This window comes from Mycobacterium asiaticum, from assembly GCF_001673635.1.
Classification (GTDB): Bacteria; Actinomycetota; Actinomycetes; order Mycobacteriales; family Mycobacteriaceae; genus Mycobacterium; species Mycobacterium asiaticum_C.
On sequence record NZ_LZMH01000055.1, the window covers coordinates 80,106 to 95,670 of the forward strand.

Annotated in this window: 21 protein-coding genes and 1 pseudogene; 12 read left to right on the forward strand and 10 right to left on the reverse strand. The window is 66.6% G+C overall.

The genetic code is table 11. The features are described 5' to 3' along the window. The first annotated feature begins 191 nt into the window (after positions 1-191). Positions 192-854 (forward strand): potassium channel family protein, encoded by a 663-nt coding sequence (locus A5645_RS16010; protein ID WP_036356972.1) that lies wholly within the window; start codon positions 192-194, stop codon positions 852-854. 3 nt (positions 855-857) lie between these two features. On the opposite strand, the gene A5645_RS16015 is transcribed toward A5645_RS16010, so the two are convergent. Both A5645_RS16015 and A5645_RS16020 read right to left on the reverse strand, forming a co-directional pair. Beyond that, positions 858-1,505: a DUF3159 domain-containing protein gene (locus A5645_RS16015; RefSeq protein WP_065037528.1), complete on the reverse strand. Its 648-nt coding sequence runs from the start codon at positions 1,503-1,505 to the stop codon at positions 858-860. 15 nt (positions 1,506-1,520) lie between these two features. Continuing rightward, the gene (locus A5645_RS16020; RefSeq protein ID WP_036354998.1) at positions 1,521-1,889 is read right to left on the reverse strand and encodes an OB-fold nucleic acid binding domain-containing protein; all 369 of its coding nucleotides are present in this window, start codon (positions 1,887-1,889) and stop codon (positions 1,521-1,523) included. 152 nt (positions 1,890-2,041) lie between these two features. Here A5645_RS16020 and A5645_RS16025 point away from each other — a divergent pair, with 152 nt between their 5' ends. Next, on the forward strand, positions 2,042-2,743 hold the full coding sequence (locus A5645_RS16025) for an alpha/beta hydrolase (protein ID WP_065130266.1): 702 nt from the start codon (positions 2,042-2,044) through the stop codon (positions 2,741-2,743). Here A5645_RS16025 and A5645_RS16030 read toward each other — a convergent pair. After that, complete coding sequence (locus tag A5645_RS16030) at positions 2,740-3,492, reverse strand: DUF3710 domain-containing protein (protein ID WP_065130217.1); 753 nt, start codon at positions 3,490-3,492, stop codon at positions 2,740-2,742. The two genes, A5645_RS16025 and A5645_RS16030, sit on opposite strands and share 4 nt — an antisense overlap. Positions 3,493-3,618: 126 nt before the next feature. Further along, a complete protein-coding gene (dut, locus tag A5645_RS16035; RefSeq protein ID WP_065037530.1) occupies positions 3,619-4,083 on the reverse strand; it encodes a dUTP diphosphatase in 465 nt (154 codons plus the stop codon). 25 nt (positions 4,084-4,108) lie between these two features. Between dut and A5645_RS16040 the strand changes: the two genes are divergently transcribed. Beyond that, entirely contained in the window at positions 4,109-4,585 is a 477-nt protein-coding gene (locus A5645_RS16040; protein WP_065037531.1) for a DUF3093 domain-containing protein, read from the forward strand. 11 nt (positions 4,586-4,596) lie between these two features. Here A5645_RS16040 and A5645_RS16045 read toward each other — a convergent pair whose 3' ends face one another. After that, the gene (locus tag A5645_RS16045; protein ID WP_003919098.1) at positions 4,597-4,899 is read right to left on the reverse strand and encodes a DUF4193 domain-containing protein; all 303 of its coding nucleotides are present in this window, start codon (positions 4,897-4,899) and stop codon (positions 4,597-4,599) included. A gap of 206 nt (positions 4,900-5,105) precedes the next feature. On the opposite strand from A5645_RS16045, the gene cei reads away from it, so the two are divergent. Continuing rightward, on the forward strand, positions 5,106-5,759 hold the full coding sequence (cei, locus tag A5645_RS16050) for an envelope integrity protein Cei (protein WP_065130218.1): 654 nt from the start codon (positions 5,106-5,108) through the stop codon (positions 5,757-5,759). Positions 5,760-5,763: 4 nt separating this feature from the next. On the opposite strand, the gene A5645_RS16055 is transcribed toward cei, so the two are convergent. Continuing rightward, on the reverse strand, positions 5,764-6,627 hold the full coding sequence (locus tag A5645_RS16055) for an inositol monophosphatase family protein (RefSeq protein ID WP_065037533.1): 864 nt from the start codon (positions 6,625-6,627) through the stop codon (positions 5,764-5,766). A gap of 107 nt (positions 6,628-6,734) precedes the next feature. On the opposite strand from A5645_RS16055, the gene ppgK reads away from it, so the two are divergent. Further along, positions 6,735-7,532 carry a polyphosphate--glucose phosphotransferase gene (ppgK, locus tag A5645_RS16060; protein WP_155768037.1) on the forward strand — a complete coding sequence of 266 codons (798 nt, stop codon included), beginning with the start codon at positions 6,735-6,737 and terminating at the stop codon, positions 7,530-7,532. Positions 7,533-7,709: 177 nt separating this feature from the next. After that, positions 7,710-9,212: an RNA polymerase sigma factor gene (locus A5645_RS16065; protein ID WP_065037581.1), complete on the forward strand. Its 1,503-nt coding sequence runs from the start codon at positions 7,710-7,712 to the stop codon at positions 9,210-9,212. A 4-nt stretch (positions 9,213-9,216) separates the two neighbouring features. Here A5645_RS16065 and A5645_RS16070 read toward each other — a convergent pair whose 3' ends face one another. Then, positions 9,217-9,663, reverse strand: a complete 447-nt coding sequence (locus A5645_RS16070) for a DUF4352 domain-containing protein (protein WP_065130219.1) — start codon at positions 9,661-9,663, stop codon at positions 9,217-9,219. A 62-nt stretch (positions 9,664-9,725) separates the two neighbouring features. Between A5645_RS16070 and A5645_RS16075 the strand changes: the two genes are divergently transcribed. Continuing rightward, the gene (locus tag A5645_RS16075; protein ID WP_065130220.1) at positions 9,726-10,100 is read left to right on the forward strand and encodes a RidA family protein; all 375 of its coding nucleotides are present in this window, start codon (positions 9,726-9,728) and stop codon (positions 10,098-10,100) included. Here the strand turns inward: A5645_RS16075 and A5645_RS16080 are convergent. Continuing rightward, positions 10,093-10,449: a DUF952 domain-containing protein gene (locus A5645_RS16080; RefSeq protein WP_065130221.1), complete on the reverse strand. Its 357-nt coding sequence runs from the start codon at positions 10,447-10,449 to the stop codon at positions 10,093-10,095. The genes A5645_RS16075 and A5645_RS16080 overlap by 8 nt on opposite strands. Positions 10,450-10,576: 127 nt before the next feature. Between A5645_RS16080 and A5645_RS16085 the strand changes: the two genes are divergently transcribed. Both A5645_RS16085 and A5645_RS16090 read left to right on the forward strand, forming a co-directional pair. Then, positions 10,577-10,762: a DUF7455 domain-containing protein gene (locus A5645_RS16085; protein WP_036354972.1), complete on the forward strand. Its 186-nt coding sequence runs from the start codon at positions 10,577-10,579 to the stop codon at positions 10,760-10,762. A 63-nt stretch (positions 10,763-10,825) separates the two neighbouring features. Beyond that, complete coding sequence (locus A5645_RS16090; protein ID WP_065130268.1) at positions 10,826-11,815, forward strand: YihY/virulence factor BrkB family protein; 990 nt, start codon at positions 10,826-10,828, stop codon at positions 11,813-11,815. Here A5645_RS16090 and A5645_RS16095 read toward each other — a convergent pair whose 3' ends face one another. Next, complete coding sequence (locus A5645_RS16095) at positions 11,816-12,055, reverse strand: DUF3039 domain-containing protein (protein ID WP_036354970.1); 240 nt, start codon at positions 12,053-12,055, stop codon at positions 11,816-11,818. It abuts the gene before it with no gap. A gap of 58 nt (positions 12,056-12,113) precedes the next feature. Here A5645_RS16095 and A5645_RS16100 point away from each other — a divergent pair, with 58 nt between their 5' ends. From A5645_RS16100 to A5645_RS16110, 3 genes and pseudogenes are all read left to right on the forward strand, one after another. Further along, positions 12,114-12,539, forward strand: coding sequence for a DUF3099 domain-containing protein (locus A5645_RS16100; RefSeq protein ID WP_081288385.1), 426 nt, complete (start codon positions 12,114-12,116; stop codon positions 12,537-12,539). A 145-nt stretch (positions 12,540-12,684) separates the two neighbouring features. Then, positions 12,685-13,647 (forward strand): annotated as a pseudogene (locus tag A5645_RS16105) (sigma-70 family RNA polymerase sigma factor); the annotation flags it as partial. Positions 13,648-13,793: 146 nt separating this feature from the next. Further along, positions 13,794-14,483, forward strand: a complete 690-nt coding sequence (locus A5645_RS16110; protein ID WP_065037539.1) for an iron-dependent transcriptional repressor DtxR — start codon at positions 13,794-13,796, stop codon at positions 14,481-14,483. A 24-nt stretch (positions 14,484-14,507) separates the two neighbouring features. Here A5645_RS16110 and A5645_RS16115 read toward each other — a convergent pair whose 3' ends face one another. Next, positions 14,508-15,563: a DUF4192 domain-containing protein gene (locus A5645_RS16115; RefSeq protein ID WP_065130272.1), complete on the reverse strand. Its 1,056-nt coding sequence runs from the start codon at positions 15,561-15,563 to the stop codon at positions 14,508-14,510. Positions 15,564-15,565 lie beyond the last annotated feature (2 nt).

Sequence of the window (15,565 nt, forward strand, 5' to 3'; positions counted from 1 at the left end):
GCCGGGGTTGAGGAGTGGCGCAGATGAAGCGCGGCAACGACGAAGACGCCGGCGCAGCCGGGGTTGAGGAGTGGCGCAGATGAAGCGCGGCAACGACGAAGACGCCGGCGCAGCCGGGGTTGAGGAGTGGCGCAGATGAAGCGCGGCAACGACGAAGACGCCGGCGCAGCCGGGGTTGAGGAGTGGCGCAGATGAAGGTAGCGGTAGCCGGCGCCGGCGCGGTCGGCCGCTCGGTCACGCGGGAACTCGTGGCGAACAACCACGACGTGACGTTGATCGAGCGCAACGCCGACCACCTGGACACCGACGCCATTCCGGCCGCCCACTGGCTGCTGGGTGACGCCTGCGAGCTGAGCCTGCTGGAGTCGATGCACCTGGAGGATTTCGACGTCGTCGTCGCCGCCACCGGTGACGACAAGGTCAACGTGGTGCTCAGCCTGCTGGCCAAAACCGAGTTTGCGGTGCCGCGGGTGGTGGCGCGGGTCAACGACCCACGCAACGAATGGTTGTTCACTGATGCGTGGGGCGTCGACGTGGCGGTTTCGACGCCGCGGATGCTGGCTTCGTTGATCGAGGAGGCCGTCGCGGTCGGGGACCTGGTGCGGCTGATGGAGTTCCGCAAGGGTCAGGCCAACCTTGTCGAGATCACCCTGCCCGACGACACACCGTGGGGCGGCAAGCCGGTGCGCAAGCTGCAGTTGCCGCGTGATGTCTCGCTGGTGACCATTCTGCGAGGACCGCGGGTGATCGTGCCTCAGGGCGACGAGCCCCTGGAAGGTGGCGACGAGCTGCTGTTCGTGGCGATCACCGAAGCAGAAGAGGACCTGCGCAAGCTGTTGCTGCCGACGACGTAACCGTCAGTCCAGCACCGGGTCCTCGTCGACGGCACGCTCCTGCGCCGCCGTGACGCGCAGCACGGCACGGATGGCGCCGTAGGTCACCAGCGCGGCGAGCGCCGTGAGCGGCCAGCCCATGGCGATCCGTGCGACCCCGAGCCAGCCCGTCTTGCCCAGTTCGTAGAGGTGCCCCTGGACGGCGAAACGGGCCAGGAACACCAGCGTCCAGGACAGCGTCGCGATGTCGAAGGCATAAAGCGCGCGCGGCACCCCGCGCCAGCTGTTGTCCCGACCACTGGCCCAGGCCCACAGGTAACCCACCACCGGTCGGCGGATCAGGATCGATATCGCGAACACGACGGCCCATACGAGCGACATCCAGATTCCGAGCAGGAAGTACCCCTTGGACTGCCCCACCAGGTAGGCGATCAGCGCACACACGGCGACGCCGAAGAATCCCGAAACTGCCGGCTGGACCGAGTCCCGGCGAATCAGCCGCCAGACCAATACCAGTCCCCCGGTGATCAGTGCGCTGACGATGGCGGGCAGCAACCCGGCAACGCTGGACGCGATGACGAACGTCACAACGGGCAGCGACGAATAGATGAGCCCACTTACGCCGCCGGCCTGGGCCAGCAGACGCTCAGCGTTATAGCGGTTATCGCTCACAGGAATGCGAAGCGGTCAACGCTGAATTTCATAGTGCGGGTTGTAGATGGCTTTGGTCCCGTTCTCGAGCTTGCCGAGCCGCCCACGCACCCGCAGCATGCGGCCGGAGTCGATGCCGGGAATGCGCCGCTGGCCGAGCCAGACCAGCGTGACCGTGTCACTGCCGTCGAACAATTCCGCGCGAACGCCGCCCGAGCAGCCCTTACCGTTGGTTTCGACGCTGCGCAGCGTGCCGATCATCGTGACCTCCTGGCCACGCTGGCAATCGATGGCGCGCTGCGCGCCGGTATTGAGGACTTCATCGGAGAGTTCTTCGACGTCGCGTTGCTCCGGGTCTTCCGTCAACCGACGGGTGAGCCGGCGTAGATACCCTTGGGCCCCCATGGCCACTCCTGACACTTCGACGTCGTTGAGGTTTGCTAGTTCTTCAGCATTCCAACATGCCAACGGTCACCGTAGACCTGTTGGTTCCCGGATGCCACATCGATGAAACCACTGATCTCAAGGCGACTTTGCGCAACCGGCAGGATGAGGGGGTGGCTGTCGATTTGCGCGGTGTCACAACCGTGTTGCTGCCTGGGACGGGCTCCGATGACGACTACGTCCAGCGGGCGTTCTCGGGTCCGCTGCGGGATGTCGGTGCGGTGTTGATCACACCCGCGCCCCAGCCCGGTCAACTGATCGAGGGCTACCTGACGGCCCTCGACGAGCTGGCGCGCGAGGGGCCGATCGCAGTGGGTGGCGTGTCGATCGGGGCGGCGGTGGCCACCTCGTGGGCGTTGGCCCATCCGCAGCAGGTGGTGGCTGTGCTTGCGGCCCTGCCAGCCTGGACGGGCGATTCCAGCTCGGCCCCGGCCGCGCACGCCGCGCGCTACACGGCAGCGCAGTTGCGCCGCGACGGCCTGGAAGCCACGACGGCGCAGATGCAGGCGTCCAGCCCGCCCTGGCTCGCCGACGAACTGGCCCGCTCCTGGCGGGCTCAGTGGCCGCAGCTGCCCGACGCGATGGAGGAGGCGGCGGCCTACCGTGCCCCCGGCGCGACGGAACTGGCACGCCTGGCGGCGCCCCTGGGCGTCGTCGCGGCGGTCGACGACCCGATACACCCGCTTCAGGTGGGGGTCGACTGGGTGAGCGCGGCGCCGCGTGCCGCACTGCGCACGGTGACGCTGGAAGAGTTCGGCGCGGATGCGTCCGCGCTGGGCGCTGCCTGCCTGAGGGCGCTCGCCGAGGCTGATTAGCCGCCGGTGCTGGAACTGCGCAGCTGCTGCATCGCCGAACCCTCGGCGCCGCGCCGGGCGACCGGCTCGTTGGTCGGCTGCTGATCTGCCGGCTGTTCACCTTGGTCGGCGACCTGAGCGGCGGCCGCTTCGCGCAACTGCTGCAGCATCGGTTCGGGCAGCTGAACCGGCAGCGGCGTCCGCACCGGCAGTGGTGTGTCACCGCGCCGAACCACGGTGTCCGCCAACGCTTCCCGCGCTTCTTCGGTCAGCGCGTCGATGGTCTCGTGGGGTCCGTTGACCACACACCTGATCATCCAGCGATAGCCATCGACCCCGATGAAGCGGACCACACCCGACGCGGTGCCGACCACCTCGCGGCCCCACGGGCCGTCCTTGATGGAGACCTTGGCCGAGTCCTTGCGCAGCGAGTCGGCGAGCTCACTGGCCACCTCACGCCACAAGCCAGCGGATTTGGGTGCCGCATAGGCGGCGATGGTGAACCGGCCGTTGGGCGTGACCACCCACACCGCGCTGGGAACGCCGGTCTCGGTGAGTTCGACCTGCACCTGGCCCGCCGCCGGCATCGGGATCAGCACCGAACCAAGGTCCAGCCGGGCCACCGCGGCGTCGGCGGGGTCGTCGAAGTCCTCGATGTCGAACGGGCCCTCGATCTCCTCGTCCGCCGTGCCGTCGGGTTCGCCGGTCAAGGACTCTTCGCTCGAAGCGCTCGGGTCGTCATCGTCTTTGCGTTTACCAAATGCCACCATCGGCTCCGCCCTGCATCGTCGGCGGCGACATTGCGCCGCTCCTCCTCATCGCTTCGCTCTGCATCGTCGCCGGCGGCGACAATGCGCCGCTCCTCCTCATCGCTTCGCTCTGCATCGTCGCCGGCCTCACAAACTCGCATGTCCGCCGGAGGAACCGTGACCACCGTCGCCACGGGATGTTTCGGCAAGCCCGGCCTCGTCGAACGACGAGACCTCGACCAGCTCGACCAATTCGACCCGCTGCACCACCAATTGAGCGATGCGGTCACCTCGATGCACCACGATCGGCGTGGCGGGGTCGAGGTTGATCAGCGCGACTTTGATCTCGCCACGATAGCCCGCATCGATGGTGCCGGGACTGTTGACAATCGAAAGCCCCACCCGCGAGGCCAATCCCGAGCGCGGATGCACCAGCCCGACCATCCCGAACGGGATCGCGACCGCGACGCCGGTGCCCACCAGCGCGCGGTGTCCCGGCGCCAGTTCGACGTCCTCGGCGCTGAACAGATCGACACCGGCATCGCCGTCGTGAGCACGGCTGGGCATCGGGAGATCCGGATCGAGACGAACTACCGCCAGACTGGTCGACACGGGGCCACAGATTACCCTTGACCGCGTGTCGGATACGCGCGTCGCGCCGCAGAGCGTGCGATACCGCGAGCGGCTGTGGGTGCCCTGGTGGTGGTGGCCCCTGGGTTTCCTGCTGGCGGGGATCGTCGCGTACGAGTTCAACCTGGGGTTGCGGTCGCTACCCGACTGGTTACCGTTCGCAACCCTGTTCGTTCTGGCGACCGGCGTGCTGCTGTGGCTCGGACGCCTCGAGATCCGGGTGACCGCCGATGACGGGAATGTCCAGCTGTGGGCCGGCCAGGCACACTTACCCGTCACCGTGATCTCCCGCTCCGCCGAAATAGCGCGAACCGCCAAATCGGCCGCTTTGGGCCGTCAACTCGACCCGGCGGCCTTCGTCGTCCATCGCGCATGGGTCGGCCCGATGGTTCTGCTGGTTCTCGACGACCCCGATGATCCGACGCCGTACTGGTTGGTGAGCTGCCGCCACCCCGAGCGGGTGCTGTCGGCTCTGCGAAGCTGACTGCGGCAGCGTCAGGCTGCGCAGTCCGTACAGATCATCACGCCGTTCTTCTCGCTGGCCAACCGGCTGCGGTGCTGAACCAAAAAGCAACTCGAGCAAGTGAACTCGTCGGCCTGCTTGGGAATCACACGTACCGACAACTCTTCACCGGAGAGGTCGGCGCCAGGCAGCTCAAAAGACTCGGCGGACTCGGACTCGTCGACATCGACAACGGCCGACGCCGCTTCGTTCCGTCTCGCTTTCAGCTCCTCCAGCGAATCTTCCGAGACATCATCAGTCTCGGTACGCCGCGGAGCGTCATAGTCGGTAGGCATTGTCTATCCGTCCTGTCCCCTCTATGCCCTCGTCAATCAAAGGCCCTCGTCAGTCCAAGGAACGCTTTGTACCAGCGTCGAACGCCTGCACCAAACGATTCGTGCCCGTATTGCGGGTGAATCGACTGTGATTTACGTCACACCAGTGGATTGACCCTAGTCCTTGGCCTCAAACGGTGTGAATACCGTGCGATTAGAGTGCATGTGTGGTCGCACAGATTACCGAGGGTACCGCCTTCGACAAGCATGGTCGGCCCTTCCGGCGGCGCAACCCCCGCCCCGCCATCATTGTCGTGATCTTCCTGGCCGTGGTGACGGCGGTGGTGTGGACGGTCGCACTCACCCGGCCGACGGACGTCCACGAGGTCGCGGTATGCAATCCCCCGCCCGAACCGACCGGCACGGCGACTCCGACCAAGCTCGGTGAGCAGGTTTCCCGCTCCGAGATGTTGGATGTCACACCAGCCAAACTCAGTGACACCAGGGTGCGGGTCCTCAACGCCAGCGGCCGCGGCGGGCAAGCGGGCGACACCGCCGGCGCACTGAAGGACCTCGGCTTTGCGCAACCGACGTCGGCCAACGACCCCGTCTACGCCGGCACCCGCCTCAACTGTCAGGGCCAGATCCGGTTCGGCACCGCCGGACAAGCCACCGCGGCGGCGCTGTGGCTGGTGGCACCGTGCACCGAGCTGTTCCACGACGGCCGGGGTGACGACTCCGTCGACCTGGCCCTGGGCACCGAGTTCAGCGCCCTGGCGCACAACGACGACATCGACGCGGTGCTCGCCACCCTGCGCCCGGGTGCCACTGAGCCTGCGGATCACGCCCTGTTGGCCAAGATCCACTCCACCAGCTGCTGACGGCTCAATCCAGGATCGGATCGGTACCGCCGAATCGCCGCAGAACGTCCAGCAGCTTGTCGGCGATGCCTGGCGCCGCGGCGAGCACCAAACCGGCGCCGCGCACATCCGGCTTCGGTAACACCACCCGCGCGCCCGCCTCGGCGGCGATCAACGCACCCGCCGCGCAGTCCCACGCTTGCAGGCCGTGCTCGTAATACGCGTCCAGCCGGCCCTCGGCCACCATGCACAGATCCAGTGCCGCCGAACCGATTCGACGCACATCACGGACCACCGGCAGCATTTGGGCCACCAATGCGGCCTGGCGGACCCGGCGCCGCGGCGCGTAGCCAAATCCGGTGCCCAGCAACGCCATCGACAAATCGTCGACCGCGGTGCACCGCAGATCAGTGGTGCCGGACTCGTCCGTGACGCTCGCACCGAACCCGGCCGCGGCCGAATACACCCGTCCCGCAACCACATCGGCGACGGCTCCGGCCACCGAGACCCCGTCGACCTGCGCGCCGACCGACACGGCGTAGGCGGGGATGCCGTATACGAAATTCACCGTGCCGTCGATCGGGTCGAGGACCCAGGTGACCGAGCCGGCGGCCGTCGGGTCGGTCGGCCCGCCACCCTCCTCACCCAGGATCGGGTCGCCGGGGCGGAGCTGCGCCAATCGCTGCCGCAGTAGCCGTTCGGCTTCGGTGTCCACCACGGTCACCGGATCGGTGGGGGTGGTTTTGGAGCGCACCGCGGACCCGGTTGCCGATCCGTTCTGCGGGCCGAAGACCTCGGTGCGCCGCCGCCGCACGAACGCGGCCGCCTCGGCGGCCACCGTTTCGGCGATTCGGCGCAGCCGTGCGGGCTGTGTGTCGGACGCGGTCACCGGCCTATCGCACCACAGCAAGCCAACTCCCCGAACGGCGTAACCCGGCGACCCCGGCAGATCGCTATAAGGTGAGCGGACAACTCAGTCTCGCCGAGGAGATTTCGATGACCGTTTCCGGAAGCGACACCGCCTCAGCACCAGCAGGCGCCGGCCAGCGCCGAGGTTTCGGAATCGACGTCGGCGGCAGCGGCATCAAGGGCGCCATCGTCGATCTCGACACCGGACAGTTGATCGGTGACCGGATCAAACTGCTGACCCCCCAACCCGCCACCCCAGCGGCGGTCGCCAAGACGATCGCCGAAGTCGTCAACGGATTCGGCTGGACCGGTCCCCTCGGAGTGACCTACCCCGGCGTCGTCACCCACGGGATCGTCCAGACCGCGGCCAACGTGGACAAGTCGTGGATCGGAACCAACGCCCGCGACATCATCAGCGCCGAACTCGACGGTCAGGACGTCACCATCCTCAACGACGCCGACGCCGCGGGGCTGGCCGAGGAGCGCTACGGCGCGGGCAAAGGCCACGAAGGGCTTGTTGTCCTGCTCACCTTTGGGACCGGGATCGGCTCGGCGGTCATTCACAACGGCAAGCTGATCCCCAACACCGAATTCGGTCATCTCGAGGTCGGCGGCAAAGAGGCCGAACACCGGGCCGCGTCGTCGGTGAAGGAAAAGAACGGGTGGAGCTACGAGAAGTGGACCAAACAGGTCACCAGGGTGCTCGTGGCCATCGAGAACGCCATTTGGCCGGATTTGTTCATCGCCGGCGGCGGGATCAGCCGCAAGGCCGACAAGTGGGTGCATTTGCTGGAAAACCGCACGCCGGTGGTGCCGGCCACGCTGGAGAACGCGGCCGGAATCGTAGGCGCGGCGATGGCATCGACCCGCGACGTGACGCACTGATTTCGTCTGGTCGGGCAGTTCAGCCCCATGGTGAAGTTACAATGGTCGTCGGCGGCCGCCCAACCGATAGCGCGCGAGTATTCACGCTGATATCAAACGCCGACATTCGACATAGCAGACACTTTCGGTCAACCATGCCCAGACCCACCGGAAGTGCGTCCGACCGAAGGGGTGTATGTGGCAGCGACGAAGGCTAATCCGATCACCGATGAGCCGGTGAAACGGACCGCCGCAAAGTCTCCCGCCAAGCGAACGGCGGCCAAGGCCGCCAACGGGGCCGCTCCGGCAAAGCGGGCAACCAAGGCCACCAAGGCAGCGCCGGAGGGCGCCGGTGACGCTCCCAAGAAGACTCGCGCCAAGGCTGCCAAGGCACCGGCGACGCGCGGCGCGGCAAAGCCGAAAGATGCCGACGACACGGCTGGAGTCGACGTCGCCCTGGACGCCGGCGACGAGCTGGACACCGACACCGATATCGATGTCGAGCCGGGCGAAGACCTGGAGATCGACGCCGCGGACCTGAGCCTCGACGACCTGGAAGAGGACGTCGCCGTAGACGCCGAGGACACCGAACTCGAAGTGGCCGACGGTGATGCCGAGGACGGCGAGGCCGCTCCGGTGGCCGCAGCCGGTGAGGCCGCCGCCGAGGACGACGAAGAGATCGCCGAGCCGACCGAAAAGGACAAGGCCTCCGGAGATTTCGTCTGGGACGAAGACGAGTCCGAGGCGCTGCGCCAGGCTCGCAAGGACGCTGAACTCACCGCTTCCGCCGACTCGGTGCGCGCCTACCTCAAGCAGATCGGCAAAGTGGCGCTGCTGAACGCCGAGGAAGAGGTCGAGCTGGCCAAGCGCATCGAGGCGGGCCTCTATGCGACCCAGCTCATGATGGAGCTCAACGATCGCGGCGAGAAGCTGCCCGCCGCCCAGCGTCGCGACATGATGTGGATCTGCCGCGACGGCGATCGCGCGAAAAACCACCTGCTGGAAGCCAACCTTCGTCTGGTGGTCTCGCTCGCCAAGCGCTACACCGGCCGCGGCATGGCGTTCCTGGACCTCATCCAGGAGGGCAACCTCGGTCTGATCCGCGCGGTGGAGAAGTTCGACTACACCAAGGGCTACAAGTTCTCCACCTACGCGACGTGGTGGATCCGCCAGGCCATCACCCGCGCCATGGCCGACCAGGCCCGCACCATCCGTATTCCGGTGCACATGGTCGAAGTGATCAACAAGCTGGGCCGCATTCAGCGCGAGCTGCTGCAGGACCTGGGCCGCGAACCCACTCCTGAGGAACTCGCCAAGGAGATGGACATCACCCCGGAGAAGGTGCTGGAGATCCAGCAGTACGCCCGGGAACCGATTTCGCTGGACCAGACCATCGGCGACGAGGGCGACAGCCAGCTCGGCGACTTCATCGAAGACAGCGAAGCTGTCGTGGCCGTGGACGCGGTTTCGTTCACGCTGCTGCAAGACCAGCTGCAGTCTGTGCTGGACACCCTGTCGGAGCGCGAAGCCGGCGTCGTGCGGCTGCGGTTCGGCCTCACCGACGGCCAGCCGCGCACCCTGGACGAGATCGGGCAGGTCTACGGGGTGACCCGCGAGCGGATTCGCCAGATCGAGTCCAAGACGATGTCCAAGCTGCGCCACCCGAGCCGTTCGCAGGTGTTGCGGGACTACCTGGACTAGGCGGTCAGCCCGCCGCCATCAGCGCCACGCGCACGCCGTGGGAGAACTGTGACGCGCGCAGGGTGATGCTGGCCGGCAGCATGCCATTGGGCACGTCGAACGCGCACGTCACGTGCACCTCATTGCCGGCCTCGATGTTGGACCGGTCGTTGGGACTGTCGATGTTGACGGCGTGGTCGTAGTTCTTGCCGGAGAAGTCGGTGAGCGTCTGGTCCTGGCAGTACACCGCCCGGGGGGTGGGGCCGTCGTTTTTGACCATCAGGTTGACGACGACGAAGACGCCCTGCGCCGTGCGGTGTCCGGTCTTGGGCACGCCGAGGTGAATAGCCGTCACGGTGAACGCCAAGGTCCCGTCCCGGACCTCGTCGTTCAGACCGGGGCCGGAGTGGTGCCGGACACCCAAGCAGCCGGTGATCAGAACGGCCACGGCGACCCAGGCGAATCTGCGCACACAGCACTGCTACCAGCCCGACACGCCGCAGGTAAAGCGACAGCGGCGGTACCGTGACGGCCATGTCAGCCGACCGCCACAACATCTCCTCCGACTCGGAGTTCGAATCGATCGTCGGTTACTCGCGCGCGGTGCGCGTCGGCCCGCACGTGGTAGTGGCCGGCACCACCGGCAGTGGGCACAGTGTGGCCGATCAGGCACGAAATGCATTGAGCCGCATAGCGATTGCGCTCGAACAAGCCGGCGCCACGCTGGCCGACGTGATCCGGACCCGCACCTACGTCACCGACATCAGCAACTGGCACGAGGTCGGCGCGGTGCACGCGGAAGTGTTCGGCGAGATCGGCCCGGTGACCACGATGGTCGAGGTCTCGGCGCTGATCGCGCCGGACCTGCTGGTGGAAATCGAAGCTGACGCTTACGTGACGCCTACGTAATGCCCTGGGCCGGCCGGAAGCTGCCGTCGGGCGCCGGCGGGTACTCCACCGCCCTGATGACCGCCGCCGATGGCAGCGGGCCGTACAGGTGCGGGAACAGCATGGACTCCGGGTCCGTTGCCACTCCAGGCTCCCATCGCAGCGGAGCATCGAGAGCGGAGACGTCGATGTGCAACAAAAGCAGATCGCGTCGCCCGTGAAAGAGTCGATTCGCCGGCAGGTGAACCTGCTCAGGCGTCGACAGATGGATGAAGCCGTCCGGTGAGTCCGGTTCGATGCCCCCGCGCCGACTCGCCTGGGCCCAGTCCCGAATTCCGCACAAATGAACCAGCACGCGCGGGGCAGTCATCCCACCAAGAATGCCCATTTCGCACGCCGAAAATCCGTGAGAAACGACACACCTCATAACGGTCGGGGAACAAGGCGAAAACTCCGAACGTCTGACAGAGTGAAATTATCGCCAGAACGGAGGAGCCATGAACGCAACTCTGACCAGTCCCGAACTGACCCGGGCAGACCGCTGCGACCGTTGCGGCGCCGCTGCCCGAGTGCGTGCCAAGCTGCCTTCGGGAGCCGAGCTGCTGTTCTGCCAGCACCACGCCAATGAGCACGAAGCGAAATTGGTCGAACTGGCGGCCGTCCTCGAGGTGAGCGGTAGCTAAATCCGTCGAACTCGCCCGCCGCAATGTCGGCGGCGCGAGTAATCTTCGGCAATGCTGGACGGGATGAGCGCCGAAACGCTGAAACCGTCCCGCCACCACTTCTGGCACATTTTCAAAAGGGCGCTGGCCAAAGCCTGGGACGATTCGATTTTCTCCGAGTCCGCGGAAGCGGGATTTTGGACGTGTCTTTCGACGCCGCCGCTACTGCTGGGAATCCTGGGCACGCTGGCCTGGGTGGCTCCGCTGTTCGGCAAGGACACCCTGTCGTCGATCATCAAAAGCATTCTGGGCACAGCGCGAAGCTTCTTCTCCCCCAGTGTCGTCAACGAGATCATCGAACCCACGATCCGCGATATCACCACCCACGCCGGCGGTGAGGTCGCCTCCCTGGGTTTCCTGATCTCGCTGTGGGCGGGATCCTCAGCCATCTCGTCCTTCGTCGACGCGATCGTCGAGGCGCACGACCAGACGCCACTACGCCACCCGGTGCGGCAGCGCTTCTTCTCGTTGTTCATCTACATCGTGATGCTGATCTTCGTGGTGGCGACCGCTCCCGTGGCGGTGGTGGGCCCGCGCAAGGTGAGCGAGCACATCCCGATAGGCCTGCAGAACCTGCTGCACTACGGCTATTACCCGGCGCTGATACTGGGCCTGATGGCAGGCGTGACCGTCCTGTACCGGGTGGCGCTACCGGTGCCGCTGCCCACCCACCGGCTCATACCGGGCACCGTGCTAGCCACCGTGGTGTTCGCCGTCGCAACGCTGGGCCTGCGCCTTTACCTGCGGTGGATCGGCAGCACCGGCTACACCTACGGCGCGCTGGCCACGCCGATCGCTTTCTTGTTGTTCGCGTTCTTCGGCGGCTTCTCGATCATGATCGGCGCGGAACTCAACGCCGCCATCCAGGAGGAGTTCCCTGCCCCGGCCACCCACGCACACCGGCTGCGCAACTGGCTGGCCCGTCGCACCGCGGCGATGACCGGCACGAACGAACCGGAAGTACCCGAGTCGAAGGCGGTCCCGGATGCGGCCAACGTCGAACCTAGGGCGTGATCAGCCCTTCTTGAGCCGGTCGTAGATCTGCTTGCAGTCGGGGCAGACGGGTGAGCCCGGCTTGGCGGCCCGGGTGACCGGAAAAACCTCGCCACACAACGCCACAACGTGGTTGCCCATGACCGCGCTCTCGGCGATCTTGTCCTTCTTGACGTAGTGAAAGAACTTGGGGGTGTCGCTGCCGGTCCCGTCATCGACGCGTTCTTCGGCATCGGTGCGTTCGATCGTCTGGGTGTCCATGCCACACATTGTGCCTCCTGACCTGCCGACTGACACCGGAGAACCCAAAAGCGATTTCGTGTGGAACAGTGGAAGGATGAAGCGCGGCACCGAACTCGGCGGTTTCGACGAGGAGGGCCGACCGGTACTCATCACTGCCGCCGCACCTTCCTATGAGGTGCAGCATCGCGCACGGGTGCGTAAATACCTAACTCTCATGGCGTTCCGCATCCCTGCGTTGCTGTTGGCGGCCATCGCCTACGGCGCCTGGCACAACGGCTTGATCTCTCTGTTGATCGTTGCTGCCTCAATACCGTTGCCGTGGATGGCTGTTCTGATCGCCAACGACCGTCCCCCGCGTGACGCCGGCGAACCTCGACGCTTCGACCATGGCCGCAAGCGCACCCCGTTGTTCCCGACCGCCGAACGGCTGGCCCTGGAACCGCGTCGTGATCCGCTGACGCAATCCGATGCGCAGGTCATCGACCCCGACGGTTCCCGCTAGCCGTCCACTCGCGCCACTTCTCAGGACATTCTCAGGTCGTCGCCGTATTTCTGCACGTCACAGCGTGTGAGATGGCGGAGCGGTGGGAACTCTGCGACCGGGCTTCTCGTTAACCACATGACAAAGACAAGCCAATCGGGAGGGCGCAATGGCTAATGCCACCACAAGCCGGGTCGACGACAACTTGGATGCTCAGAGCCCGGCGGCAGACCTGGTGCGCGTGTATCTGAACGGCATTGGTAAGACGGCGTTGCTGAACGCCGCCGACGAAGTCGAACTTGCAAAGCGCATCGAGGCGGGTCTGTACGCCGAGCACCTGCTGGAGACTCGGAAGCGCCTCGGCGAGAACCGGAAACGCGATCTGGCGCTTGTCGTCAAGGATGGCGAGGCCGCCCGCCGTCACCTGCTGGAAGCCAACCTGCGACTGGTCGTTTCGCTGGCCAAGCGTTACACCGGCCGGGGCATGCCGCTGCTGGACCTTATCCAGGAGGGCAACCTGGGTCTGATCCGCGCGATGGAAAAGTTCGACTACGCAAAGGGTTTCAAGTTCTCGACCTACGCCACCTGGTGGATTCGTCAGGCGATCACCCGCGGTATGGCTGACCAGAGCCGCACCATCCGGCTGCCCGTGCACCTCGTCGAGCAGGTCAACAAGCTGGCCCGGATCAAGCGGGAGATGCACCAGAACCTGGGCCGGGAAGCCACCGACGAGGAACTGGCCGAGGAGTCCGGGATCCCGGTCGAGAAGATCAACGACCTGCTTGAGCACAGCCGCGACCCGGTGAGTCTGGACATGCCGGTCGGCTCCGAGGAAGAGGCCCCGCTGGGCGACTTCATCGAGGACGCGGAAGCCATGTCCGCCGAGAACGCGGTGATCGCCGAGCTGCTGCACACCGACATCCGCAGCGTGCTCGCCACGCTCGACGAGCGGGAGCACCAGGTGATCCGGCTGCGGTTCGGCCTCGACGACGGCCAGCCGCGCACCCTGGACCAGATCGGCAAGCTGTTCGGTCTGTCCCGGGAGCGGGTCCGCCAGATAGAGCGCGACGTGATGTGCAAGCTACGCCACGGCGAGCGAGCCGACCGGCTGCGGTCCTACGCCAGCTGAGGCAGCGCCGAGCTGCATTTTCGAGCCCGATAGGAGACGGTGTGCCCGCCGCGCTTGCGCGGCGGGCATACTGCTGCGGTGGAGCGTTTTGGACGAACCATCCGCACGGCTGGCGAAGTAGACTCGGCGGCAACGGAGGATGCTGAATGAACGACTTGGTTGACACCACCGAGATGTACCTGCGCACCATCTACGACCTCGAAGAAGAGGGTGTAACGCCGCTGCGTGCGCGGATTGCCGAACGGCTGGAGCAGAGCGGGCCGACGGTGAGCCAGACCGTCTCCCGGATGGAGCGCGACGGATTGCTCCGCGTGGCCGGCGACCGCCACCTTGAACTCACCGACAAGGGCCGTGCGCTGGCGATATCGGTGATGCGCAAGCACCGCCTCGCCGAGCGCCTCCTGGTCGACGTAATCGGGTTGCCGTGGGAAGAGGTGCACGCCGAGGCATGCCGGTGGGAGCACGTGATGAGCGAGGACGTCGAACGCCGGTTGGTCAAGGTGCTCGACAACCCCACGACGTCTCCGTTCGGCAACCCCATTCCGGGCCTGCTGGACTTGGGTGTGGGTTCGGAGTTCGACGCCGACGACGCGATCCTGGTGCGGCTGACCGAGCTGCCGCCCGGATCCCCGGTCGCCGTCGTCGTCCGCCAGTTGACCGAGCACGTCCAGGGCGACATCGATTTGATCACCCGGCTCAAGGACGCCGGCGTGGTGCCCAACGCGCGGGTGACCGTCGAGACCGGTGTCGGCGGCGTGACCATCGTCATCCCTGGCCACGAGAACGTGACCCTGCCGCACGAGATGGCGCACGCCGTCAAGGTCGAGAAGGTCTAAGGCGCCAACCGGGCCTCTCAGCCACTAGCCGGCCCGCCGGCCGATGTCCTGCCGCGGCGGCAGCCGCACCCCGAGTTGGGCGGCCAGCCGATAGCCGGTACCGGCGAGCTGACGAATGTCGTTGGGCCGCAATCCCGACTGCAACGCCTGATCCAGCATGCCCGCCATGCGATGCTGCGGGTCGCAGCGCAGTGCGGCTTCCAGCGACACCCCGGCCAGCGGTCCGTCGCCGCGCACGTAGGCGCTGAACGCCAACAGCACCAGTGCTTCCACCCGCCACGGTGGCGGCAACAAACGCGACAGCAGCGACCACAGCGCCTCGGCGGCGTCCGCCGTCTCGGCCACCGCAAGGGCGTACAGCGTGTCGCGCACCCGCACGTCGACCAGCGCACACCCCAGCTGGGCCAACTCCTTATCGCTGAGGCCCTGCCCGTCGATCACCCGGGCGGCGGCGTCCATGGCCAGCTCGACGTCACGCCGACCGCAGCCCGCCGGATCGGCTTCGCAGGCGGCCGCACGCGCGGTCGCCGCCTTCTCGACCGCGGCCGCCAGCGCGGCGCTGCGCCCGGGATCGGTCGCGATCACCGCCTGCAGGTCGGCGCGCCTGGCATACAGTCGCCGCCCCTCCAGCACCGCTGCCGCGGCCAGCGGTGACGCCGCCGGATCGTCGATCGGCCCGCCCGCGCCGCAACCGTCGACGCAATGCCAGCGCCCGCCCGCGGCGACCCGGTCCACCACGTGCGCCGCATAGCGCTGGATGCCGTACCGCGCCAACGCGTCGGTGAGCGCGTCGCACAGCTCGCGGTACTCCTCGTTGCACACCGGACACTGGGCGCCCTCGTCGTCGACCAGCACCACGATCGCTGCGTCCGGGCGTGCCGCCGCGGCCACCTCGGCGAGCTGCTCGACACGGTCGGGAAGGTCCTCCGACAGGTCGGCGCGCAGCACCGAACCCATCCCACCGCCCTCCAGCGAAACCAGCACCAGCGATTTCTCCGGCACAAAACCGAGGATCGCCGGTAGTGCGGCGATCAGAGCGCCGGGGCGATTGAGTTCGAAGTCAGCTCGTTGCGTCGTCATGG

What these genes read in the sequence shown, in the direction of transcription:
- A5645_RS16030 (WP_065130217.1), bottom strand. Translation starts at nt 3,492, where the DNA reads ATGGTGGCATTTGGTAAACGCAAAGACGATGACGACCCGAGCGCTTCG.
- A5645_RS16085 (WP_036354972.1), top strand. Translation starts at nt 10,577, where the DNA reads ATGAACGCAACTCTGACCAGTCCCGAACTGACCCGGGCAGACCGCTGC.
- A5645_RS16115 (WP_065130272.1), bottom strand. Translation starts at nt 15,563, where the DNA reads ATGACGACGCAACGAGCTGACTTCGAACTCAATCGCCCCGGCGCTCTG.
- A5645_RS16110 (WP_065037539.1), top strand. Translation starts at nt 13,794, where the DNA reads ATGAACGACTTGGTTGACACCACCGAGATGTACCTGCGCACCATCTAC.
- A5645_RS16075 (WP_065130220.1), top strand. Translation starts at nt 9,726, where the DNA reads ATGTCAGCCGACCGCCACAACATCTCCTCCGACTCGGAGTTCGAATCG.
- A5645_RS16080 (WP_065130221.1), bottom strand. Translation starts at nt 10,449, where the DNA reads ATGACTGCCCCGCGCGTGCTGGTTCATTTGTGCGGAATTCGGGACTGG.
- A5645_RS16020 (WP_036354998.1), bottom strand. Translation starts at nt 1,889, where the DNA reads ATGGGGGCCCAAGGGTATCTACGCCGGCTCACCCGTCGGTTGACGGAA.
- A5645_RS16010 (WP_036356972.1), top strand. Translation starts at nt 192, where the DNA reads ATGAAGGTAGCGGTAGCCGGCGCCGGCGCGGTCGGCCGCTCGGTCACG.
- A5645_RS16095 (WP_036354970.1), bottom strand. Translation starts at nt 12,055, where the DNA reads ATGGACACCCAGACGATCGAACGCACCGATGCCGAAGAACGCGTCGAT.
- A5645_RS16090 (WP_065130268.1), top strand. Translation starts at nt 10,826, where the DNA reads ATGAGCGCCGAAACGCTGAAACCGTCCCGCCACCACTTCTGGCACATT.
- ppgK (WP_155768037.1), top strand. Translation starts at nt 6,735, where the DNA reads ATGACCGTTTCCGGAAGCGACACCGCCTCAGCACCAGCAGGCGCCGGC.
- A5645_RS16045 (WP_003919098.1), bottom strand. Translation starts at nt 4,899, where the DNA reads ATGCCTACCGACTATGACGCTCCGCGGCGTACCGAGACTGATGATGTC.